22 protein-coding genes are annotated in these 22,218 nt (G+C 66.8%); 5 read left to right on the plus strand and 17 right to left on the minus strand.

The window, feature by feature from the left end; all coding sequences use genetic code 11:
- Positions 1 to 157: 157 nt before the first annotated feature.
- From ACI3KU_RS15030 to ACI3KU_RS15040, 3 genes are all read right to left on the minus strand, one after another.
- Positions 158 to 1,489 (minus strand): class II 3-deoxy-7-phosphoheptulonate synthase, encoded by a 1,332-nt coding sequence (locus ACI3KU_RS15030; RefSeq protein WP_404923118.1) that lies wholly within the window; start codon positions 1,487 to 1,489, stop codon positions 158 to 160.
- Between the two features lie 64 nt (positions 1,490 to 1,553).
- On the minus strand, positions 1,554 to 2,240 hold the full coding sequence (locus tag ACI3KU_RS15035; RefSeq protein WP_404923119.1) for a lysophospholipid acyltransferase family protein: 687 nt from the start codon (positions 2,238 to 2,240) through the stop codon (positions 1,554 to 1,556).
- Positions 2,237 to 3,175: an ROK family glucokinase gene (locus ACI3KU_RS15040; RefSeq protein ID WP_404923120.1), complete on the minus strand. Its 939-nt coding sequence runs from the start codon at positions 3,173 to 3,175 to the stop codon at positions 2,237 to 2,239. The genes ACI3KU_RS15035 and ACI3KU_RS15040 overlap by 4 nt, the downstream gene beginning before the upstream one ends.
- Before the next feature lie 207 nt (positions 3,176 to 3,382).
- Here ACI3KU_RS15040 and ACI3KU_RS15045 point away from each other — a divergent pair, with 207 nt between their 5' ends.
- The gene (locus ACI3KU_RS15045; RefSeq protein WP_404923121.1) at positions 3,383 to 5,215 is read left to right on the plus strand and encodes an AMP-dependent synthetase/ligase; all 1,833 of its coding nucleotides are present in this window, start codon (positions 3,383 to 3,385) and stop codon (positions 5,213 to 5,215) included.
- Positions 5,216 to 5,280: 65 nt separating this feature from the next.
- On the opposite strand, the gene def is transcribed toward ACI3KU_RS15045, so the two are convergent.
- From def to ACI3KU_RS15060, 3 genes are read right to left on the minus strand one after another with little or no spacing between them, the layout of a single operon-like run.
- Positions 5,281 to 5,772, minus strand: a complete 492-nt coding sequence (def, locus tag ACI3KU_RS15050) for a peptide deformylase (RefSeq protein WP_404923122.1) — start codon at positions 5,770 to 5,772, stop codon at positions 5,281 to 5,283.
- A gap of 1 nt (position 5,773) precedes the next feature.
- Complete coding sequence (locus tag ACI3KU_RS15055) at positions 5,774 to 8,005, minus strand: AAA family ATPase (RefSeq protein WP_404923123.1); 2,232 nt, start codon at positions 8,003 to 8,005, stop codon at positions 5,774 to 5,776.
- A 48-nt stretch (positions 8,006 to 8,053) separates the two neighbouring features.
- Positions 8,054 to 11,461 (minus strand): pyruvate carboxylase, encoded by a 3,408-nt coding sequence (locus tag ACI3KU_RS15060; RefSeq protein WP_404923124.1) that lies wholly within the window; start codon positions 11,459 to 11,461, stop codon positions 8,054 to 8,056.
- Positions 11,462 to 11,533: 72 nt separating this feature from the next.
- Here ACI3KU_RS15060 and ACI3KU_RS15065 point away from each other — a divergent pair, with 72 nt between their 5' ends.
- Both ACI3KU_RS15065 and ACI3KU_RS15070 read left to right on the plus strand, forming a co-directional pair.
- Positions 11,534 to 12,352: a ParA family protein gene (locus ACI3KU_RS15065; RefSeq protein ID WP_404923125.1), complete on the plus strand. Its 819-nt coding sequence runs from the start codon at positions 11,534 to 11,536 to the stop codon at positions 12,350 to 12,352.
- Complete coding sequence (locus tag ACI3KU_RS15070) at positions 12,349 to 12,858, plus strand: GNAT family N-acetyltransferase (protein ID WP_404923126.1); 510 nt, start codon at positions 12,349 to 12,351, stop codon at positions 12,856 to 12,858. The genes ACI3KU_RS15065 and ACI3KU_RS15070 overlap by 4 nt, the downstream gene beginning before the upstream one ends.
- A 25-nt stretch (positions 12,859 to 12,883) precedes the next feature.
- Here the strand turns inward: ACI3KU_RS15070 and ACI3KU_RS15075 are convergent, their stop codons facing one another.
- The 6 genes from ACI3KU_RS15075 to ACI3KU_RS15100 all read right to left on the minus strand — a co-directional run bounded on the left by ACI3KU_RS15075 (position 12,884) and on the right by ACI3KU_RS15100 (position 16,879).
- Entirely contained in the window at positions 12,884 to 13,978 is a 1,095-nt protein-coding gene (locus ACI3KU_RS15075; protein ID WP_404923127.1) for a hypothetical protein, read from the minus strand.
- Positions 13,979 to 13,982: 4 nt separating this feature from the next.
- Positions 13,983 to 14,378 (minus strand): VOC family protein, encoded by a 396-nt coding sequence (locus tag ACI3KU_RS15080; protein ID WP_404923128.1) that lies wholly within the window; start codon positions 14,376 to 14,378, stop codon positions 13,983 to 13,985.
- A gap of 19 nt (positions 14,379 to 14,397) precedes the next feature.
- Positions 14,398 to 14,937 (minus strand): MerR family transcriptional regulator, encoded by a 540-nt coding sequence (locus ACI3KU_RS15085; RefSeq protein WP_404923129.1) that lies wholly within the window; start codon positions 14,935 to 14,937, stop codon positions 14,398 to 14,400.
- Positions 14,938 to 15,040: 103 nt separating this feature from the next.
- Positions 15,041 to 15,724 (minus strand): MerR family transcriptional regulator, encoded by a 684-nt coding sequence (locus ACI3KU_RS15090; RefSeq protein ID WP_404923130.1) that lies wholly within the window; start codon positions 15,722 to 15,724, stop codon positions 15,041 to 15,043.
- Positions 15,724 to 16,209 carry an FHA domain-containing protein gene (locus ACI3KU_RS15095; RefSeq protein WP_404923132.1) on the minus strand — a complete coding sequence of 162 codons (486 nt, stop codon included), beginning with the start codon at positions 16,207 to 16,209 and terminating at the stop codon, positions 15,724 to 15,726. Before ACI3KU_RS15095 ends, ACI3KU_RS15090 begins: the two co-directional genes overlap by 1 nt.
- Before the next feature lie 103 nt (positions 16,210 to 16,312).
- The gene (locus tag ACI3KU_RS15100; protein ID WP_404923133.1) at positions 16,313 to 16,879 is read right to left on the minus strand and encodes a TetR family transcriptional regulator; all 567 of its coding nucleotides are present in this window, start codon (positions 16,877 to 16,879) and stop codon (positions 16,313 to 16,315) included.
- A 105-nt stretch (positions 16,880 to 16,984) separates the two neighbouring features.
- Here ACI3KU_RS15100 and lpdA point away from each other — a divergent pair, with 105 nt between their 5' ends.
- A complete protein-coding gene (lpdA, locus tag ACI3KU_RS15105; RefSeq protein ID WP_404923134.1) occupies positions 16,985 to 18,385 on the plus strand; it encodes a dihydrolipoyl dehydrogenase in 1,401 nt (466 codons plus the stop codon).
- A gap of 63 nt (positions 18,386 to 18,448) precedes the next feature.
- On the opposite strand, the gene ACI3KU_RS15110 is transcribed toward lpdA, so the two are convergent.
- From ACI3KU_RS15110 to ACI3KU_RS15130, 5 genes are all read right to left on the minus strand, one after another.
- Positions 18,449 to 18,838 (minus strand): MmcQ/YjbR family DNA-binding protein, encoded by a 390-nt coding sequence (locus ACI3KU_RS15110; RefSeq protein WP_404923135.1) that lies wholly within the window; start codon positions 18,836 to 18,838, stop codon positions 18,449 to 18,451.
- A gap of 29 nt (positions 18,839 to 18,867) precedes the next feature.
- On the minus strand, positions 18,868 to 19,485 hold the full coding sequence (locus ACI3KU_RS15115; RefSeq protein WP_404923136.1) for a CYTH domain-containing protein: 618 nt from the start codon (positions 19,483 to 19,485) through the stop codon (positions 18,868 to 18,870).
- A 1-nt stretch (position 19,486) separates the two neighbouring features.
- On the minus strand, positions 19,487 to 19,702 hold the full coding sequence (locus ACI3KU_RS15120; protein ID WP_404923137.1) for a response regulator: 216 nt from the start codon (positions 19,700 to 19,702) through the stop codon (positions 19,487 to 19,489).
- Between the two features lie 158 nt (positions 19,703 to 19,860).
- The gene (locus tag ACI3KU_RS15125; protein WP_404923138.1) at positions 19,861 to 20,448 is read right to left on the minus strand and encodes a prepilin peptidase; all 588 of its coding nucleotides are present in this window, start codon (positions 20,446 to 20,448) and stop codon (positions 19,861 to 19,863) included.
- Positions 20,449 to 20,697: 249 nt separating this feature from the next.
- Positions 20,698 to 21,006 (minus strand): DUF1905 domain-containing protein, encoded by a 309-nt coding sequence (locus ACI3KU_RS15130; RefSeq protein WP_404923139.1) that lies wholly within the window; start codon positions 21,004 to 21,006, stop codon positions 20,698 to 20,700.
- Positions 21,007 to 21,052: 46 nt separating this feature from the next.
- Between ACI3KU_RS15130 and ACI3KU_RS15135 the strand changes: the two genes are divergently transcribed.
- Positions 21,053 to 22,198, plus strand: a complete 1,146-nt coding sequence (locus tag ACI3KU_RS15135; RefSeq protein ID WP_404923140.1) for a serine hydrolase domain-containing protein — start codon at positions 21,053 to 21,055, stop codon at positions 22,196 to 22,198.
- The last annotated feature ends 20 nt before the right edge of the window (positions 22,199 to 22,218 follow it).

Raw genomic sequence — 22,218 nt, forward strand, 5'->3', positions numbered from 1 at the left:
AACCGGCCTCAAACAACGCTACCGCCGTGGCACGCTGGTCATCGGAAAGCGAACTGCGTGGATGCATGAAACTGCTCCCTGAATGTCAGAACTGAATTCATCAGTCCAACTTCCAGGGAGCAGTTCACCTGTCCGCACCCCCTCTTCTCGATGGGTCTCAGCGCGTCTCGAGCTGCTCGGCGACGAGGAACGCGAGCTCCAGGGACTGCATGTGGTTCAGACGCGGGTCGCAGAGCGACTCGTAACGCGTGGCCAGCGTGGCCTCGTCGATCATCTCGGAACCACCCAGGCACTCGGTGACGTCGTCGCCGGTGAGCTCGACGTGGATGCCACCCGGGTGGGTGCCGACGGCGCGGTGCACCTCGAAGAAGCCGCGAACCTCGTCCACGACGTCGTCGAAGCGACGCGTCTTGTATCCGGTGGGCGTGGTGATGCCGTTGCCGTGCATCGGGTCGGTGACCCACAGCGGCGTCGCACCGGAGTCCTTCACGGCCTCCAGCAGCGGCGGCAGCGCGTCGCGGATCTTGCCCGCACCCATGCGTGTGATGAACGTCAGGCGGCCCGGCTCGCGCTCGGGGTCGAGCTTGTCGATCAGCGCCAGCGCCGTCTCCGGCGTGGTGGTGGGGCCGAGCTTCACCCCGATCGGGTTGCGGATCTTCGAGAAGTAGTCGACGTGCGCGCCGTCCAGCTCACGCGTGCGCTCGCCGATCCACAGGAAGTGACCCGAGGTATTGTACGGCGTACCGGTGCGGGAGTCGATACGCGTGAGCGGCGCCTCGTAGTCCATTAGCAGGCCCTCGTGGCCCGTGTAGAAGTCCACCCGACGCAGCTCGTCGAAGTCGGCGCCCGCCGCCTCCATGAACTTGATCGCCCGATCGATCTCGTTGGCCAGACCCTCGTAGCGCGCGTTGGCCGGGTTCTTGGAGAAGCCCTGGTTCCAGCCGTGCACCTCGCGCAGGTCGGCGAAGCCACCCTGGGTGAACGCGCGGATCAGGTTCAGCGTGGACGCCGCCATGTGGTAACCCTGCAGCAGGCGCTGCGGATCGGCGGTGCGAGAGCCCTCGGTGAAGTCGTAGCCGTTGACGATGTCGCCACGGTAGGCGGGCAGCGTGACATCGCCACGGGTCTCCACGTTGCTGGAGCGCGGCTTGGCGAACTGTCCGGCCATACGGCCCATCTTGATGACGGGCATGGAGGCGCCGTACGTCAGCACGACGGCCATCTGCAGGATGGTCTTGATGCGGTTCTTGATGTTCTCGGCGTTGGCACCGGCGAAGGTCTCGGCGCAGTCGCCACCCTGCAACAGGAAGGCCTCACCGGCGGCGGCGCGACCGAGGCGATACTTCAGGTCGTCGACCTCGCCCGCAAACACGAGCGGGGGGAACGAGGCAAGCTGCGTGGAAGCGGCGGCGACGGCATCTGCGTCGGGCCACTCCGGCTGCTGCTTGATGGGAAGCGAGCGCCACGAATCCAGATCTGCAAGGGACATCCCTCGATCGTATCGTTCCCGCGAGGGGCCTCAGACCACCGTGACGCCCGGCATCGATCGCCGCTCAGGAGGCGGGCTTCAGGCGGTCCTTCACGGTCGACGCATAGACGTCTTCATAGGTCTGCTCGCCCAGTTGCTGGATGGCCACCATGATCTCGTCGGTGATGCTGCGCAGGATGTACCGGTCCGATTCCATGCCCTCGAATCGCGAGAAATCCAGCGGCTCTCCGATCACCACGCCCACCCGCATGATGCGCGGCATGCGCCGTCCGATGGGCATCATGGTGTCCGTGTCGACCATCACCACCGGGATGACGGGAACACGCGCCTCCAGCGCCATGCGGGCGATTCCGGTGCGCCCACGGTACAGGCGGCCGTCGGGGCTGCGGGTGCCCTCCGGGTAGATCCCCAGCAGGTCACCGCGACCCAGCACCTGCAGCCCGGTGTTCAATGACGCCTCAGAGGCCTTTCCCCCGGAGCGATCGATCGGCAGCTGCCCGGTTCCGATGAAGAACAGCTTGGTGAGCCAGCCCCTGATGCCCTTGCCGGTGAAGTAGTCGCTCTTGGCGAGGAAGGTGACGGGCCTGTCCAGCATCAGCGGCAGGAAGATCGAGTCGGCGAACGAGAGGTGATTGCTCGCGAGGATGGCGGCTCCTGAGGCCGGGACGTTTCGTCGACCGGTGATCCAGGGCCGGAACACGGCCTTGACCACAGGCCCGATGACCACGTACTTCAGGAACCAATAGATCACTCGCTGCCCTCCCTGGCGAGATCGGCGACGCCGATCACACCGGCGTCATTGACCAGCTGGGCGATGGTGAAGTCCCCACCCGGGCGGTTGCCGTGCGCCGGCAGATACTGATGATAGGCCTCGCGCATGGGAGCGAGAAGAACTTCGCCGAGCTGCGACACGCCGCCGCCGATGACGAACACGGCGGGATCGAATGCGGCCGAGAACGTGCCGCAGGCCTCACCCAGCGCCGCCGACACGGCGCGCAGCGCCTCGAGGGCTCCCGGGTCGCCCTCCAGCACCAGGCGCGAGATGGTCGCGCCCTCGAGAGATCCTTCCGCGGCGCGGGCTGCGGCGAGTCCTCCGCCGATGCCGCCGGCGTCGGCCAGTTCACCGGCGACGCGCTGCAGCGCGCGCCCGGAGGCGTACTGCTCGACGCAGCCGCGCTGACCGCAGCCGCACATGAGGCCGTCACGCTGGAAGCGCATGTGGCCGAGCTCGGCGGCAGCGCCGAAGCCGCCGCGGAACAGTTCGCCGTTCACGATGACCGCGCCGCCGATGCCGGTGCCGATGGTCAGCATCATGAGGTCTTTGATGCCGCGCCCCGCACCGAAGCGATACTCCGCCCATCCAGCGGCGTTCGCGTCGTTCTCGACGACGACGGGCAGATCGAGCCGCCTCTCCAGGCGCTCCTTCAGCGGCTCATTGCGCCACGCGAGGTTCGCGGCGTAGGTGACCACCGCGCGACCACGATCGATGAAGCCGGCAGCCGCGACCCCGACCGCGCCCACTTCGTGCTCGGTGCGCAGATCTCCCACCATCGCCGCCACGGCATCCTCGATGCCTGCAGAGTTCGCCGGGGTGGGGGTACGTCGCGGCGAGAGCAGTTCACCGTCTTCGGTGACCACGCCGCCCGCGATCTTGGTTCCGCCGATGTCGATGCCGATGGTGAGCACGCGTTCGTGGTCCTTCCCGCGCGCACCCGCGTGCGCACGATCATGAAGTCTACCGAGCGCAGCCGCCGTGATGACGCCGAAGAGCAGCGCGCGGAACCCGGTTTCGCAACTATTGGCACTGGGTTCCAGGTCAGGCAGAACCCGTGCCCTAGAGTGGAGATACGACACCCGCGTCGTATCCACCCGTCCGGTATCGAAGGAGCTGCCGTGGTTGCATTCGAAGTCCCAGCGATCGTTCCCGCCGCCCCGCAGGACAACATCACCGACCTGCTCGAACAGCGTGTCGCGGCCACACCCGATCGCGCACTGTTCTCCGTTCCCGAACAGGGCCGGTGGCGAGACATCACCGCCGCGCAGTTCCGTGAACAGGTCATCGCCCTCGCGAAGGGCTTCGTCGCCGCGGGCCTCGAGCCCGGCGACAAGGTGGGCTTCATCGCCCGCACCACCTACCAGTGGACTCTCGTCGACTTCGCCCTCTTCTACACGGGCGCGGTGATGGTGCCGATCTACGAGACCAGCTCCCCCGCCCAGATCCAGTGGTACATGGAAGACTCCGGCGCCGTCGCCCTCATTGCAGAGAGCGGCGATCACTTCGCACGCTTCGACGAGGTGGCCTCGGAGCTGCCGAACATCCGCACCGTCTGGCAGATGCACCTCGGCGCGCTCGACACCCTCGTCGCCGGCGGCACGGGTGTCACCGATGAGGAGATCGAGCGTCGTCGCACCATCGCGAACGGTGACGACATCGCCACGCTCATCTACACCTCCGGATCCACCGGCCGCCCGAAGGGCTGCGTACTCACACACAGCAACTTCGTGGAGCTCGCACGCAACTCGGCACGCTCGCTCGACGAGGTCGTGCACATGCCGGGCGCCTCCACGGTGCTGTTCATCACCACCGCGCACGTCTTCGCCCGCTTCATCTCCATCCTCGACATCCACGCCGGCGTCCGTACCGGTCACGAGCCCGACACCCGCAACCTGGTGCCCACGCTCGGCTCCTTCAAGCCGACCTTCCTCCTCGCCGTCCCACGTGTGTTCGAGAAGGTGTACAACTCGGCCGAGCAGAAGGCGGAGACCGGCGGCAAGGGCAAGATCTTCCGCGCCGCGGCGGCCGCCGCGATCGAGCACTCGACCCTGCTGGGTGAGGGCAAGAAGATCCCGTTCGGACTGAAGCTGCGCTTCGCGCTGTTCGACAGGCTCGTGTACGCGAAGCTGCGCGAGGCCATGGGCGGCAACGTGAAGTACGCCGTCTCCGGATCGGCACCCCTCGGTGCGCGCCTCGGCCACTTCTTCCACAGTCTCGGCATCCACATCCTGGAGGGCTACGGACTCACCGAGACCACAGCTCCGGCCACGGTGAACCAGGCGACGAAGTCGAAGATCGGTACCGTCGGTCCCGCGCTTCCGGGCGTCGGAATCCGTCTGGGCCAGGACGACGAGATCCAGGTCCGCGGCATCAACGTGTTCAAGGAGTACTGGAACAACCCCGAGGCGACGGCGGCGGCTTTTGACGACGGCTGGTTCAAGACCGGCGACATCGGCTCGTTCGACACGGAGGGCTTCCTCACGATCACGGGCCGCAAGAAGGAGATCCTCGTGACGGCCGGAGGCAAGAACGTCTCCCCCGCGCCGCTCGAGGACGTCATCCGCGCAAACCCGGTCGTGGGACAGGTTGTCGTCGTCGGCGATCAGCGTCCGTTCATCGGCGCTCTCGTCACCCTCGACCCGGAGATGCTGCCCACCTGGCTCGCCAACAACGGCCTGCCGAAGGACATGTCCATCACGGACGCGGCGAAGAACGAGCGTGTCATCGCGGAGGTGCAGACCGCCGTTGATCGCGCGAACAAGAACGTCTCGCGCGCCGAGTCGATTCGCAAGTTCACGATCCTGCCCACGGAGTGGACGGAGGCCAGCGGCCACCTCACCCCGAAGCTGTCGATCAAGCGCAACGTGATCATGTCGGACTTCGCGACCGACGTCGAGGAACTCTACACCGCTCCCGGAGCACAGACCACGAACGTCTCGGTCGCCGGCTGATCAGTTCGCATACGAGTGGCCCGGAGGGTTATCCTCCGGGCCACTCGTATGTTCTCTGTGAACGATCAGAACCAGTCGCTCTCACGCACCTCGCGCATCGCGATCTTGCGATCCTCGGGGGCGAGACGCGAGAGGTAGAGCATGCCATCAAGGTGGTCGGTCTCGTGCTGCAGCGCCTGCGCCATGAGGCCGGTCCCTTCGAGCACGACACGCTCGCCGTCCAGGTCGATGCCCTCCACCCGCGCGTACGGGTGGCGCAGCGCCGGATGCCAGAGCCCGGGGACCGACAGGCACCCCTCGCCCGTGGGCACGGGCTCGCCCTGCACCTCGACGATGACGGGGTTCAGCACGTAGCCGACCTCGCCGTCCACGTTGTAGGAGAAGGCGCGCAGGTTCACGCCGATCTGCGGGGCGGCGACTCCGGCACGGCCGGGTTCGCGCACCGAGTCGAGAAGGTCCTCCACCAGCGAGCGCACGCCGTCATCGATCTCGGTGATCGGCTCGCTCGGCTGCCGAAGAACGGGGTCGCCGAAGAGGCGGATCGGACGAACCGCCATCTCAGGCGCTCGTTCCGCGCAGGCCATTGACCACCAGTGCCGCCAGCTCGCGCGCGGCGATACGGGTCTCCGGCTGCAGGTCACGGAACGTGATCGCGCTGCCGGAGGCGATCATCGGGTCGTACGGAATGCGCACGACCTCGCTCACGCGCGTGCGGAAGTGCTCCTCGACCTCGTTCATCCGCACGACGGGCGCGCCGGCGGAGGTCTGGTTGAGCACGACGATGGCACCGCGGGCGATGTCGGAGAAGCCGTTGGTCTCCAGCCAGGTGAGCGTCTCGGATGCGGCACGAGCCTCGTCGACACTGAGCCCGGCCACGATCACGAGCTGGTCCGCCAGGTCCAGGGTCGCGCCCATCACGGAGTGAACGATGCCGGTTCCGGTGTCGGTGAGGACGATGGAGTAGTACCGGCTCGCGACGTCGGCGACGTGACGGTAGTCGATGTCGCTGAAGGCCTCCGACACACGGGGATCGCTGTCGCTGGCGAGCACGTCCAGGCGCGTCTCGTCCCGCGACACGATGCCGGAGAGATCGTTGTAGCCACGAATCTCGTCGCGCACGCGCACCAGATCTCGGACCGTCTGGGTGCTGGAGCGCGAGATGCGCTCAGCGAGCGTCCCGCGATCGGGGTTCGCGTCCACAGCCACCACGCGGTCGTCGCGGGCGTCGGCGAGTGCCATGCCGATCAGCGTGGTGACGGTGGTCTTGCCGACGCCGCCCTTGCGGGAGAGCACCGGGACGAAGCGCGAACCACCCGTGATCGGTGCGGCGATGCGCGCGGTGAGCGCCTTGCGCTCGCGCGCGCGCTTGCCATCGCCGAGGTTGATGCGCTTGCCGGAGATCGAGTACACGAAGTGCTGCCAGGCGCCCTCGGGCTCGGGCTTCGGCTTGCGATGCGGGTCGAGCAGGCGATCAGCGGTGAGCAGGTCCGGCGTCTCGCGGGACGCGCCCTCACCGACCTCGCCCAGTCGGCGCGGCGCGGGCGTCGTCTCGACGGCACCGGTGCGAACTGTCACGCGCTCCAGGTCGTGGATGTCGCGGTTCTCGGACACGGGATGCTCCTCGACGGCTGCCCGCGGAGCGGGTGCCGAATCAGTCTGGGCGGCGGGTGCAGCGGCGGCGGGAGCCACCGGCGCGGGCTCGGAAGGGGCCTCGCTCGTCACCGCGGGCCCCGTGGTGTCGGACGATGGGGCGGCGGGGGCAGCGGCCGCAGCGATTGATGCATCGACGTGCTCGTCGAGGATCGGGGAGTCGATCTCAGCCGCGTCTTCGCTCGACGCGGAATCTTCGTCAGCCTCCGTGTCCTCCTCGGACTCACCGCTGTCGGGTTCTTCGCCGCTGTCGGGTTCTTCGCCAGCTTCGACGTCGGAAGCCTCATCGGCAGAGTTCACGCCAGCAGCTTCCGCCTCGGACTCATCGCCATGGACGTCGTCGTCGGGTTCGTCATCCGCAGATGTGTCGACAGACTCCGCCTCAGACTCATCCGGGCCCGATTCGACTCCATGGTCGACGGCGTCAGCAGCATCAGCAGCGGACGCGTCCTCGGAGTCTTCGCGCTCGAACTGGTCGGCGGCGGACTCGTCATCCAGCTCATCAGCGTCGGACTCATCGTCCAGCTCATCGGCCTCAGACTCATCGTCCAGCTCATCAGCGACAGACTCAACGTCCGAATCAGCGACAGACTCGTCGTCGGACTCCGCAGCGTCAGACTCGTCTTCAGGCTCCTCAGCACGGACCTCCGAGACATCGAGGGCGGCAGGGACAACAAGGTCGTCTTCGTCTTCGTCTTCGATGATCTCGGCCTCAACGACGTCGATCTCGTCATCGCTCTGCTCGGACATCGGCTCGGACCCGGGCGTCGTCTCGGGCTCGGGCTCGGGTGCCGTCTCGGGCTCGACCTCGGCCTCGGCCTCGGCCTCGGCCTCGACGACACTCTCCTCGACGTCCTCCGCCTCACTGAGGTCGTCCGTGTCAATGACGACCGGGGCGGCATCCTCCTGCTGAGCGGTGACCGTGTCACCGCTCAGCAGTGAGTCGAAGAGGATCGAGATGTCGTCGTCATCCACGACGTCGTCATCGTCCTCGTCCTCCTCGGTCGGCAGAATCACGTTCACGTGCGCCGTGTTCGTGGAGAGCAGACCGAGGTCCGAGGTGTCGATGGCGCCGGTCTCGGCGAGAACGCCGTTCTCCGGCTCGTCGGAGGGCACGTTGATACTGGGATCAGACGTCACTGAAACATCACTTCCGTACTGCTGGCGAGGCTGTCCCGCCCACCCAGGTTACTGGGCGGGCCGGACGACGACCAAAAGATCGCCTGCCTCCACCTGCTGCGTGCTCGAGATCGCGATGCGCTCGATGACTCCGGAAACCGGCGAGGTGATCGCCGCTTCCATCTTCATCGCCTCGATCGATGCGACCGGAGCACCAGCCTCGATGGTGTCGCCCACGGCCGTCTTGATGGTCACGACACCGGAGAACGGAGCCGCCACCTGACCGGGCTTGGATGTGTCGGCCTTCTCCGCCGAGCGCGCCGCAACCTCGATGCTGCGGTCACGCACGAACACCGGGCGCAGCTGGCCGTTGAGCGTCGTCATCACCGTGCGCATACCCTTGGCATCGGCCTCACCGATGGCCTCAAGACCGAAGTACAGGCGGACGCCGCGATCGATCTCCACCACGTGCTCGGCACCGGGCACCAGGCCGTAGAGGTAGTCGGCGGTGTCCAGCACGGACAGGTCACCGTAGACCTCGCGGGTCTCCTCGAAGATGCGGGTGGGTGCCGGGAACAGCAGGGCGTTGAGCATCGCACGGCGCGTGGCCGAGTCACCGTTCAGCGCCGCCTCCTGCTCCGCGGTGATCGGCGTGATGCCGATCTTCACATCGCGCCCCGCCAGCACCTTGGTGCGGAAGGGCTCAGGCCAACCGCCGGGGAGATCTCCCAGCTCGCCTGCCATGAAGCCGACCACCGAATCCGGAACGTCGTACTTCTCCGGGTTCGCGGCGAAGTCCGCGGGATCCGCCTTGACCGCGGCGAGGTGCAGGGCGAGGTCGCCCACCACCTTCGAGGACGGCGTCACCTTGGGCACACGGCCCAGGATCTCGTTGGCGGCCGCGTACATGTTCTCGATGAGCTCGAAGTCATCGGCCAGGCCCAGCGCGATCGCCTGCTGACGCAGGTTGGAGAGCTGACCGCCGGGGATCTCGTGGTGGTACACGCGACCGGTGGGGCCGGGCAGGCCCGACTCGAACGGCGCGTACATGTGGCGCACCGCTTCCCAGTAGGGCTCCAGATCCGAGGCTGCCTGCAGGTCGATCCCGGTGTCACGCTCGGTGTGAGCGAGGGCCGCGACGAGCGCGGACATCGACGGCTGGCTGGTGGTGCCCGACATCGGTGCGGAGGCCACGTCGACGGCATCCGCACCGGCCTGCGCCGCCGCCATGAGGGTGGCGAGCTGGCCGCCGGCGGTGTCGTGCGTGTGCACGTGCACCGGGACGTCGAAGCGCTCGCGCAGTGCGGAGACCAGCTTCGCCGCTGCCGCGGGACGCAGGAGTCCTGCCATGTCCTTGATGCCGATGATGTGAGCGCCCGCGGCGATCATTTGGTCGGCGAGGTTCAGGTAGTACTCGAGGGTGTACAGATCCTCGTTCGGGTTCAGCAGATCTCCGGTGTAGCACAGGGCGGCCTCGGCCACCGCGGTGCCCGTGGCGACGACCGACTCGATGGCCGGACGCATCTGCTCGACGTCGTTCAGCGCATCGAAGATGCGGAAGATGTCGACGCCGGTAGCCGCCGCCTCCCGGATGAACGCGTCGGTCACCTCGGTCGGGTACGGCGTGTATCCGACCGTGTTACGACCACGCAGCAACATCTGGATGGCGACGTTCGGCAGCGCCTCACGCAACTTCGCCAGACGCTCCCACGGGTCCTCGCCCAGGAAGCGCAGTGCAACGTCGTAGGTCGCACCGCCCCAGGCCTCCACCGACAGCAGCTGCGGCAGCATGCGTGCCTCGTAGGGCGCGACGGCCAGCAGGTCCTTGGTGCGCACGCGAGTCGCGAGCAGCGACTGGTGCGCGTCGCGGAAGGTCGTGTCGGTGACGGCGAGCGCGGTCTGCGCGCGCAGCTCCTTCGCGAATCCTTCCGGGCCCAGCTCCTGGAGGCGCTGACGCGATCCGGCCGGAGCGGGCTGCGCCAGGTTGATCTTCGGCAGTTTGACGACCGGGTTCACCGACAGCGGGTTCTCGCCATGGGGCTTGTTCACCGTCGTGTCGACGAGCCAGTTGAGGACCCTGGTACCGCGGTCCTTGGACTCGCGACCGCGCAGCAGCTGGGGGCGCTCGTCGATGAAGGAGGTCGACACGTCGCCGTGGACGAAGTCGGCGTCATCCAGCACGGCCTGCAGGAACGGGATGTTCGTGGACACACCACGGATGCGGAACTCCGCCAGGGCCCGGCGCGCGCGCGAGACAGCGGCCTCGAAATCGCGACCGCGGCAGGTGAGCTTGGCGAGCATCGAGTCGAAGTGCGGGCTGATCTGCGAACCGGCGGCCGTGGTGCCACCGTCGAGGCGGATGCCGGCACCACCGGGCGAACGGTAGGTGGTGATCTTGCCGGTGTCGGGACGGAAGCCCTGCGTCGGGTCCTCGGTGGTGATGCGGCACTGCAGAGCGGCACCGCGCAGGTGGATGTTCTCCTGCTGCAGACCGAGCTCGGCGAGGGTGGCTCCCGAGGCGATCTTCATCTGTGTCTGGACGAGGTCGACATCGGTGACCTCCTCCGTGACGGTGTGCTCCACCTGGATGCGCGGGTTCATCTCGATGAAGACGACCTCACCCGTGCGCGGACCCGCGGTCTCGAGGAGGAACTCGACGGTTCCGGCGTTCTGGTAGCCGATGGACTCGGCGAAGGCGACCGCGTAGCGGTGCAGGTCGTCCTTGATCTCCTGCGCGAGGTTCGGCGCGGGAGCGATCTCGATCACCTTCTGGTGACGACGCTGCACCGAGCAGTCACGCTCGAACAGGTGCACGGTGCCACCCTGCGAGTCGGCGAGGATCTGAACCTCGACGTGGCGCGGGCGCAGCACGGCCTGCTCGAGGAACATGCGCGGGTCACCGAAGGCGGAGTCCGCTTCGCGCATGGCCTCGGCCAGTGCCGGGGCCAGCTCCTCCTGGGTCTCCACGCGGCGCATGCCGCGACCGCCACCACCGGCGACCGCCTTGGCGAACAGCGGGAAGCCGATCTCCTCGGCCTGTGCAACGAGCGCGTCCACGTCATCGGACGCGCTCGTGGAGCGCAGGACCGGCACGCCGGCCGCGATGGCGTGCTCCTTGGCGGTCACCTTGTTGCCTGCCATCTCCAGCACGGACGAGGGCGGGCCGATGAAGGTGATGCCGTTGGCTGCGGCCTTCGCCGCAAGGTCGGGGTTCTCCGAGAGGAAGCCGTAGCCCGGGTAGATGGCGTCGGCGCCGGATTCGAGGGCGACGCGGATGATCTCATCGACATCCAAGTAGGCGCGCACGGGGTGGCCGACATCACCGATCTGGTACGCCTCATCCGCCTTCAGACGGTGCAGGGAGAAGCGATCTTCATACGGGAACACGGCGACGGTGCGGGCACCGACTTCATAAGCGGCGCGGAATGCGCGGATGGCGATCTCACCACGGTTGGCTACGAGGATCTTCGAGAACATGACACCTCTGTCTTCTGTGAGACGTGTGGGGGAATAGCCCTTCCACCCTACGGGACGGTAACGTGGTTGATTGTGCACGTACTCAGCGTCAGCTCATTGAAAGGCGGAGTCGGCAAGACGACAGTGACTCTCGGACTTGCCTCCGCGGCATTCGCGCGCGGCATCCGCACACTCGTCGTGGACCTCGACCCGCAATCCGACGTCTCTACGGGGATGGACATCCAGGTGGCCGGGCGGTTGAACATCGCCGACGTCCTCGCCAATCCGAAGGAGAAGACAGTCCGCCAGGCCATCACCTCCTCGGGTTGGGCGAAGGTTCACCCGGGGACTATTGACGTCCTCATCGGCAGCCCTTCGGCGATCAACTTCGATGGTCCACACCCAAGCGTGCGTGACGTGTGGAAGCTCGAAGAGGCGCTGGCCACGATCGAGGCGGACTACGACCTGGTCCTCATCGACTGCGCGCCATCGCTGAACGCCCTCACACGCACCGCGTGGGCGGCGTCTGACCGGGTGATCGTCGTGACCGAGCCGGGTCTGTTCTCCGTGGCCGCCGCCGACCGTGCTCTGCGCGCCATCGAGGAGATCCGTCGCGGCCTCTCCCCTCGACTGCAGCCGCTGGGAATCGTCGTCAACCGCGTTCGTCCGCAGTCGATCGAGCACCAGTTCCGCATCAAGGAGCTGCGCGACATGTTCGGCCCGCTCGTGCTCTCACCCCAGCTGCCGGAGCGCACGTCGCTGCAGCAGGCGCAGGGTGCGGCGAAGCCCCTGCACATCTGGCCCGGTGACTCCGCTCAGGAGCTTGCCGCGGACTTCGATGCACTGCTGGACCGGATCATGCGCTCGGGTCGCATCGCGACTCCCGGCGACGAGGCCACCCCCTCCGCGTGAGCGGAGCAGTCATTCGACTCATCGAGGTCGGCGACGCGGAAACGCTCGCCGATCTCGTCTTTTCCAATGCCGATTTCCTGGCTCCGTTTGAGCCATCGCGTGCGGCGGACTGGGCCACGGTGCGCCGTCAGCGCGTCTCGATCGCCGCGTCGCTCGATCAGAGCGACGCGGTTCCGTTTGTGATCTTGGATGCGAACGGCCAGGTGGCGGGTCGAATCACGCTGAGTTCGATTCAGCGCGGTGTGGCTCAATCAGCCTCACTCGGATACTGGGTGGATCAGGACCACAACGGACAGGGACTCGCCACGGCGGCCGTCGCGGCATCCGTGGCTTACGCGTTCGACGTGCTCGATCTGCACCGCGTCGACGCCGCCACCCTCGTCGACAACATCCGCTCCCAGCGCGTGCTGGAGAAGAACGGATTCCAGCGGATCGGACTCTCCCCCGCGTACCTTGAGATCGCCGGGCGGCGTCAGGATCACATCCTCTTCACGCGAGTGCGCTGACGCAATCGTGATGGAACCGTCACCGTCACATTTCGTCACGCGCACGGTCGGGGGCGTTCTGGATCGTCTGCCGCCAGCGATCGTCATCGTCGAGAATCCAGTGCTGGGGCAGTTCGTCGTCGAGCACCAGGCTGTTCGTGAACCAATAGGTCGTGTCGGGATCCCATCCCGCGATCACTGACGCTCGATCCTCGTCCACCGCCAGCGCACGACCTGCCCCGGCCAGATAGGCGGCAACCGTGAGGTGAACACCGTCCCATTCTTCGGCCACCGCGTCCCAGTCCGGCAATGCCCAGTCGCCGACGCGCCCCGTCGTGCGGAACCACTCATGACGGCGTGACGCGGAGACATCGACGGAGAATCTCCGACAGAGGCCTGTCCAGTCCTCCGGTGTCCGGATCTCCAGCACACGCGGTCCCCCGCGCACGGCGAACGTGCGCGCGGTTCTCGGACCGTAGGAGTCCTCCATCAGGGCGAGGGCGTCCGGCAGCCGACTGACGGTGTGGTGGTGCCAGCCGGCCAGCGACCACCAGGAACCACTTATCGGGTGAGTGGGGTCGGCGGGACGCTCGCGCTTGGCCGCTGCTTCCTCTTTGACGACACCGCGATGCAAGTCACGAATCTTCTCCCGCACCTTGCTGACATCGATGGCGGGATTCAGAGCGGCGAGATCCTCGATGCCCTGCGGTGCGGCGTAATCGACGATCCAGTGGTGTGCCGGGGCCGACGTCCACCATTCGATGCCGGCGGCCTCGGCGACCGCTTCCGCTATCGGTCGAAGCGCTGCGATCACGGGATCCTGCGCTGCGATGACATCGCGGCCGTCGGGATCCTGCCAATAGCGGGCGCTGTCCACGCTGTCGCGGAGCGCGCCGCTGATCGCCGCGACATCAACGCGCACCGACGCCGCCGAGATCAGTCGCCCGACGTCGTCCACGGAGAACACCGGATCAGGTTCCTGCTCTCCTTTTCGCATGCGGATGATCGTGCCGGGATTCGGGTCGTGTGTGTGTCCTGCCCAGAACAGGGCGTTCATCACGGCGTCGTCCTGCGCGGCGAGCTCCAGACACAGGCGGCGTCCGCGGGGTCCCTGCATGAGGATCTCGGCGGTCAGTTCCATGTCTTCACCCCTTCGTCGCTGCGACGACCTCCGCTTTGAAGCCATTCGCGTTCTCCAGCCACCCGGCATAGTGATCCGGCCCACCCGCGTGCGGGTAGCGATCGTGGTACAGCGGGCTCCAGCCGTGACTGGTGGCGTCCCTCGTGATCCGGTCCACGTCCTCGCGCGTGCCGCCGACGAACGCGAGATGGTTGAGCCCGGGGCGTCGCCGATCGTACGGCTCATCACGGAGGTTCGGCGAACCGGTGAACGTCAGGTACACGCCCTCGGCGGACCACGTCTCGCCTTCGGGCCAGGTCGTCGTCCGCGACCAGCCCAGCTCCGTCAACAACCAGCGCCAGTCATCCAGGCCATCACCGGTATCCGCGACCCAGATCTCGACGTGATGGAGACCGGGCATCGCTCAGTGAGCCGTTCGCTCAGGCGGTGCGTCGTGCGCGACGAGCGGCGAGCTCATCCACGGGGTCCGGAGTGGTCGCATCGAACTGCACGAGCGTGGACTCCACCTCGCGCAGCACCTTGCCCACGGCGATACCGAACACGCCCTGACCCCTGCTGACCAGATCGATGACCTCATCGTTCGAGGTGCAGAGATAAACCGAGGCGCCATCGCTCATCAGCGTGATGCCTGCGAGGTCGCGGATGCCCTGCGCACGCAGCTGCTCGACAGCGGTACGGATCTGCTGCAGCGAGATGCCCGTGTCCAGCAGTCGCTTCACCAGCTTGAGCACCAGGATGTCACGGAAACCGTAGAGCCGCTGCGAGCCCGAGCCGGACGCACCACGCACGGTGGATTCGACGAGCTCGGTACGAGCCCAGTAGTCCAGCTGACGGTAGGTGATGCCTGCGGCACGGGCGGCCTGTGCACCGCGGTAGCCCACCTCGTTACCGAGCTCCGGCATGCCGTCGGTGAAGAGCAGCTCAGCGGAGAACTGCGCCTCGTCGCCCTCATCGACCATGTGGCCGCACCTCCAGTTAGAAACTTTCAACTTCTACTCCAAAGTTAGAGCAGGAGTCGTGCGCTCACGGAGACATTCGCGTGAGCGATTCGGCGTGTCGCTCTCAGGACGAGAGCATCCGCTCCAGGGCGGACTTCACGAAGATCTGTCGCACCTCATCCAAGCGCGCCGCGAGCTCCGGGGCAACCTCATCTGCTCGCGCACGCGACGGCGCATCGGTGCGGCGAAGGAGCGGAGTGAGAGCGGATTCGATGAGCGCCACCTCGCGCTCGGCCGCCTGCCGAAGGCCGCGCACATGACGCGGCTCGATGCCGTGCTGGTCCAGCGCCACCAGAGCGCGGAGCATCGTCAGGGCCTGTTCGCCATAGGAGTCCCCCGCAGGGAGCAGACCAGTGCTGATGGCGTCATTGAGAAGCTGCGCACCCGATCCGCTCGCCACCAGCAGTTCGGTGCGGTTGTAGCGCCGGGCTGTGGAGTGGATGGTGATCGGGACCGGGATGGCGGGCTCGCGCCCGGCATCGATGTCATCGAGATAGTCGCGAATCACCTGGAGGGGAAGGTAATGGTCACGCTGCAGCGTGAGCGCGAGCGTGAGGCGCTGCACGTCGGCGGGCGAGAACTTCCGATACCCCTTCGGCGTGCGCGCCGGCGTGACGATGCCCTGCACCTCGAGGAATCGCAGCTTCGAGCTGGTGAGCGCCGGGAACTCCGGCGACAGCCTCCGCAGCACCTGCCCGATGCCGAGAAGAGAACCGGAGGCCGCCCGCGAGTCGGCGGCGGCGGCCATCAGGCTTCGGTTCCGAGATCGGCGGGCGAGGCGAAGAAGTTGAGGCGGAACTTGCCGATGCGAACCTCGGCACCGTTGGTCAGCGCACCGCGGTCGGCACGTTCGCCGTTGAGGTACGTGCCATTGAGCGAGCGCTGATCGATCATCTCGAACGCGCGGCCATCGCGGACGATCTCGGCATGACGACGCGACACGGTCACATCGTCGAAGAAGATATCCGCCTCGGGGTGACGACCGATCGTGGTGACGTCACCATCCACGAGATAGCGCGCTCCCGCGGTGGGGCCGGAGCGAACCAACAGGATCGCGGAACCGGACGGCAGCGCGCCGATGGCATCGATCTCGGCCTCCGAGAGCTCGGCTCCGAAGGGCACGAACGAGAGGTCGGAATCGTGACCCCCGAAAGTCTGGGTGTTGTCCGATCCCCGGTCGTACCGGTCACCTTCGCGGTGGACCTGGCTCAGGCCGTTCTCATCTGCAGACACGCTCGTCCTCCTTCGTCTGACCAGCCTATCTGAATCACCTTTGCGACAGGCAATTCCGATGGCGCGATCTGAGAGATCTCATAGGCGCCTGGCGAGTCTGGGCTCAGCCGCGCACGGCCGCCTCGATCATCGCTCGCAATGGAGCGCGCAGCGCCCCAAGCGGCATGCCCTCCGCGACACCCACCACCGCTCGCTGTACCGCTCCGGCGAGGAGCAACGACACCGCGGCGCGTCTTGTCGGGTCGACCTCTGCACGATCGAGTGCATCCGTGAGCAACGACGCGGCGTATTCGCGCTCGAGCGCAACCCATCGCGCACGATCGATCACCGCAGGCCCGTCGACGAGCAGGATGCGCCGGTGACGGTCATCCGCACACGCGGCGACATAAGCCAGCGCCCCGTGCAGAAGCACCTCGATCGGGTCGTTGATATCGGCGGTGGCGACCGCGGCCCGTTCCGCAGCGTCCGCGTGGGCGTGCTCCACCACCTCGGCGAACAGCGCTGTCTTGTCCGCCCAGTTGTGATAGACCGCTCCCCTGCTGACACCAGCCGATCCCGCCACATCGACGACGGAGACGGAATGAAAGCCGCGCTCGGCGAACAGTGCGGTCGCGGACACCAGCAGCGCCATCCGGGTGCGCTCGGCGGCGTCTCGTGTGGCACGAGGCATGCGGAACTCCCCCATCTGGAACGGCTTTACGTACACAGTGTACGTAAAGCCGTGACCGGTCCACACGGGACGTGGTTCGGCCGTATGGAGCGCTAGGCTGGATGCATGCCTCACTATGACGTCGTCATCCTCGGCGCGGGCCCCGGCGGATATGTCGCGGCCGTGCGAAGCGCTCAGCTCGGACTGTCCACCGCGATCATCGAAGAGAAGTACTGGGGAGGCGTCTGCCTCAACGTCGGGTGCATCCCGTCGAAGTCGCTTCTGAAGAACGCCGAGCTCGCCCACACGCTGGCTCACAAGCTCGACTTCTTCGGCATCTCGGGCGAGAACATCTCGATGGACTACGGCGTGGCCTGGGATCGCTCGCGTGATGTGGCCGATGGCCGCGTCAAGGGCATCCACTACCTGATGAAGAAGAACAAGGTCACCGAGTACGACGGCCGCGGCACCTTCGTCGACGCCAACAGCATCTCGGTCGCGCTCAGCAAGGGCGGCGAGGAGACGGTCACGTTCGACAACGTGATCATCGCCACCGGCTCCACCGTGCGCCTGCTTCCGGGCGTGCAGCTCAGCGAGAACGTCGTCACGTACGAGAAGCAGATCCTCACCCGCGACGTCCCCGACTCCATCGTCATCGTGGGCGCCGGTGCCATCGGCATGGAGTTCGCCTACGTGCTCTCCAACTTCGGCGCCAAGGTCACCATCATCGAGTTCCTCGATCGTGCCCTCCCCAATGAGGACGCCGACGTCTCCAAGGAGATCCAGAAGCAGTACCGCAACTACGGGATCGACATCCTCACCTCCACCAAGGTCGAGACGATCACCGACAACGGCGGCAACGTCACGGTGACCTACACCGGCAAGGACGGCCAGGCCGGTTCCATCGACGCGTCGAAGGTGCTCATGTCGGTCGGCTTCGCCCCGAACGTCACCGGGTACGGCCTGGAGAACACCGGTGTGGCCCTCACCGAGCGCGGCGCCATCGACATCGATGACTTCATGCGCACGAACGTGCCGCACATCTACGCCATCGGTGACGTGACCGCCAAGCTCCAGCTGGCGCACGTGGCGGAGGCGCAGGGCGTCGTCGCCGCCGAGACCATCGGCAAGGCCGAGACCATGGCCCTGGGCGACTACCGCATGATGCCGCGCGCCACGTTCTGCCAGCCGCAGGTGGCCTCGTTCGGCCTCACCGAGCAGCAGGCGAAGGACGCGGGTCACGAGATCAAGGTCGCGACCTTCCCGTTCATGGCAAACGGCAAGGCTCACGGCCTGGGCGAGCCGGTCGGTTTCGTCAAGGTCATCGCCGACGCCGAGCACCTGGAACTGCTCGGTGCGCACATGATCGGCCCGGACGTGTCCGAGCTTCTCCCCGAGCTCACGCTCGCACAGAAGTGGGATCTGACCGCCTGGGAGCTCGCGCGTAATGTGCACACGCACCCGACGCTGTCGGAGGCCCTGCAGGAGACCTTCCACGGCCTCACCGGCCACATGATCAACTTCTGATCGACAGAGAGAATGACCCTCGAGGCGCTGTCTCGGGGGTCATTCTCTTGCTACCGCCCGACTTCAGATCTCGGAGCGGTGCGCGAAGGTCGCAGGATCAACGGGTCGATCACGCCGGGGTATGCCCTCAAGCACGAGCAGGTAGGACTCGGTGACCAGCTCGCGGACGAGGTCCGCGTCGATGTCCCCACCGGCGTACACCGTGATCCAGTGCTTCTTGTTCATGTGATAGCCCGCAGTGATGTCGGAGTAGGACTCCCGCAGGGCACGCGCATCCTCCGGAGCCGACTTCAGAGTCAGACGCACGTCGCCGCCGTATTCGGTGTGCAGCATGAAGACCTTGCCGCGCACCTTGTAGACGTCCCACTCCGGCCCGAAAGGATGGGTCATCTCGGTGCCAGGAAGTTCCTCCGCCCGACTGGCAGCCACCTCGTAGAGATCTTCTGCGCGCATCGTGCCTGCTCCCCCTCTACGTCGTGTGGTCAGTGCCCGAGCGCGCGGGCGAGCTTCGATGCGGAGGACGCGGGTCTCGCGCCTGCTTCATGAGCGAGCAGGGTGGCGGCGGCGAAGAAGTCGTCTCTCGCGCCGCGATCTCCGGGGGCGGCCGATCCGAGCTCGACCTCCCACTCGCGCCACGCGCGCGCCTCGCCCGATCGCAGATCCTCCGCTTCGACGTGGTCATCCACCATCTCGGCGATGACGCCGCCCTCAGCATCGCGCAGTTCGAACGCGTGCCGTTCGTTGCGGATGCGCGCCAGGGGAACGAGCGGTTCGTCGGTCCACTCCGCGGCCGCCTGGCGCACCGTGTCGGGAATGTCGATGCCCACAGTGATGGGCCAGTGCAGCTCCACCCGCCCGCCGTCGACGATCGGCCCCTTCAGGTGCCAGCCCTCATCGGGCCCTCCCGTCCGGCGACGGATGGCGACGCCGGCCCGCGCCAGCGTTCCGGAAGCCGTGTCGAGGTACAGCGCATCCAGCGGTCGCACCTCGGGACCCACCACGTGACGCACGCCCGGCAGCGCGCTCCAATCCGGAAGCGGCGTCGAGACGTCCGCGTCGAAGGTGATCTCGATCTCGATACTGCGGTGCGGGCCAGCCACGTCAGTCGTCGGAGGGGTTGATCGGCTCGGTGTCTTCGACGAAATGGAACTCCGCCGTGGTGGCACCGTCCGTGGATCCCGTGTTCTCCAGCGCGCCAGCGCGGCGGTAGATCACCTGTCCTTCCGTGTAGGGCAGGATCAGCTCATCCTGGTTGGAGTCGTCAAGGGGCAGCAGCTGGCCGTCGAGGGGGCCACCGGAAAGTCGTGCAATTGCCATGGGCACATGGTACTCCCGGCCTCGGACATCGCTCGGTGATCACTCCCCCGGCTCGCGCACCGTGGTGCCGTCCTTGCCGGGAGTGGGCTCGTCACGACGGCTGATGTTGGCGCGGGCGTCGACGATGTGGCGCACACCTCCGTCCGCGAGGCGCCTGGTCAGGACAGCAGCAGTCCGCACCATCCGCCGAGGACGAGGAACGGACCGAAGGGGACGGCCTGGCTTGTTCGCAGCCGGCCGAGTGACAGGCCTGCGAGCGCGAACACGCCGGCGCTGAGGAAGGCGGCGGCGAAGCAGATCGCAAGCGACGGCCACGATGCCCATGCCGTGAGGCCACCCAGGAGACCCGCCAGCTTCACGTCTCCCCCTCCCATTCCGCCGGGGTGCAGGACCGCGAGCACCAGAAAGGCGAGGAACGAGACGAGCGCTCCGACTCCTGCCCGCAGCGCAGCAGCACCGGTGCCGTCCTCGAGCCAGCCGATCAGCACGCACGCCGACAGCGCTGCGAAGCTCGGGAGCATGAGGGTGTTGGGGAGGCGGTGCTCGGTGATGTCGATGACGGTGAAAGCTGCGCCGGCGGACGCGAAGACGAGGAGCGCGGCGACGCTCACCAAAGGGGATCCCGGAAGCGGCAGCCGGTCTCGGAAGGTGGCGTCGACGGCGACGAGGAGCGCCCCGACGCTGAACAACACCGTGCTGATGACGACGATGGGCCGCGGTCGTGTGCGCTTCTGGGTTCCAGCCATCTCGGGAGGATAGGCGGCCTTGCACACCCGTGATGCCGCCTGTGGACAAGAAAATCGCCCGTCCGGAGCCGAGGGGGTCGGCATCGGACGGGCGAAGCCGGGAGGAACGATCTCGGCCTGACCGTCACTCCTGCTATCGCCATTCGGGTGGCGACTCTCGCAGCGCAGGAGAACGAGTGCTCCTCCGAGTATGAGACTTTTCTCATGAACTTGCAAACGCTCCCAGGATCTTCAGACGAAGCGCTCAGATCACAGCTGGACGAGCTCGATCACCACGCGGATCTCCGTCCCCGGCTCCAGCTTTTCGGCCAGGCGCACCGCCTTCTTGACGGGGAGCACATATTCCTGCCCGACGCCGGGAACCTCCTGTTGCGGGAAGATCGAGGTGCGCCATCGCGTGCCGCCGATGACCGCCTCGACCTTGACGGCGCCGAACCCTCGTCTCATCCGAGGCATCTCAGCGATGTCGCCGCCGAGCTCGGCGGGAACCGTGATGAAGTACCAGTCTTCTGTGCGCGCCTCCCAGCGCCACAGTGAGCCGTCGAACTCGAATCGCATCCTCCGATCCTGCCGCACACCACCGACACCGACATAAGCTCGGCTCATGCGTGCAGGAGCTGTGGACAGGGCAGTCCAGGATGCGGTGGACGACGGCATTCCGGGGATCATCGCGGGAGTGACGGGCGTGGACGGCATTCAGCATCTGGTCGCACGGGGACGGCGCAGCGCGGATGATGCCGAGCCCCTCGATGTCGACGGGATCATCGCGCTGTACTCGGCGACCAAGCAGGTGACGGCCACAGCCGCTCTGCAGTGCATCGAAGACGGACTGTTCGAGCTGGACACCCCGGTGACGCAGATCCTCCCCGAGATCGAACGCGTCGGCGTCCTGGAGAGCATCGACGAGGACGCAACGCCACACACACGTCCGCCCCGCACCCCGATCACCGTGCGCGATCTGCTGCTGCACACGTCGGGATTCGGATACGACATGTTCGATGAGCGTCTCGCGCTCCTGGCTCGCTCTCGGCCCCGCACCGCCACCCCACTGCGCGACTCGCTCTTCCAACCTCTGCTACATGATCCCGGCGAGCGGTGGACGTATGGCATGTCGATGGACTGGCTCGGTCTGGTGATCGCCGCCGTGCGTGAGCAGCGACTGGAGGATGTCCTGCGCACGCGGATCTTCGAGCCCTGCGGAATGACCGACACGTCTTTCGACATGCCACCCGAGCGCGTCGCGCGACTCGTGCCGGTGCATCGTCGGCGAAGCGACGGCTCGCTGCGCCCCTCTTCTGCACTCCCGCCGGAGACGCCGGAGGTGGACATGGGCGGACAGGGGCTGTTCGGCACGGTCGCCGACTATCTGGCCTTCTTGCGACTCTGGCTCGGCAACGGTGCCGCCCCGGGAGGACGCGTCCTGCGCCCGGAGACACTCGCCTGGGCCACACAGGCGGCACCGGGCGTGACCGTCCACCCGTTCGCCTCCGCGATCCCGGCGCTCACCCGGCCCGTGGATCTCTTTCCCGGCAGGGCGAAGTCCTGGGCGATATCGCTGCTGCGCTTGGAGGAGGACCTTCCCGGTCGGCGCCGGGCCGGCTCGCTGTCGTGGGCGGGACTGGCCAACGTGCATTTCTGGGTCGATCGAAGCAGCGGCATCGCCGCCGTCTGGAGCGCGCAGCTGCTGCCCTGGTTCGATGATGCCGCCGCGCGGGGGCTGGATGCCTTCGAGCGCGCCGTATATTCCTGACGGTTACTCACAGCCAGATC

It is taken from the genome of Microbacterium sp. ZW T5_56, from assembly GCF_044987425.1.
In the GTDB taxonomy this organism is placed as follows: Bacteria; Actinomycetota; Actinomycetes; order Actinomycetales; family Microbacteriaceae; genus Microbacterium.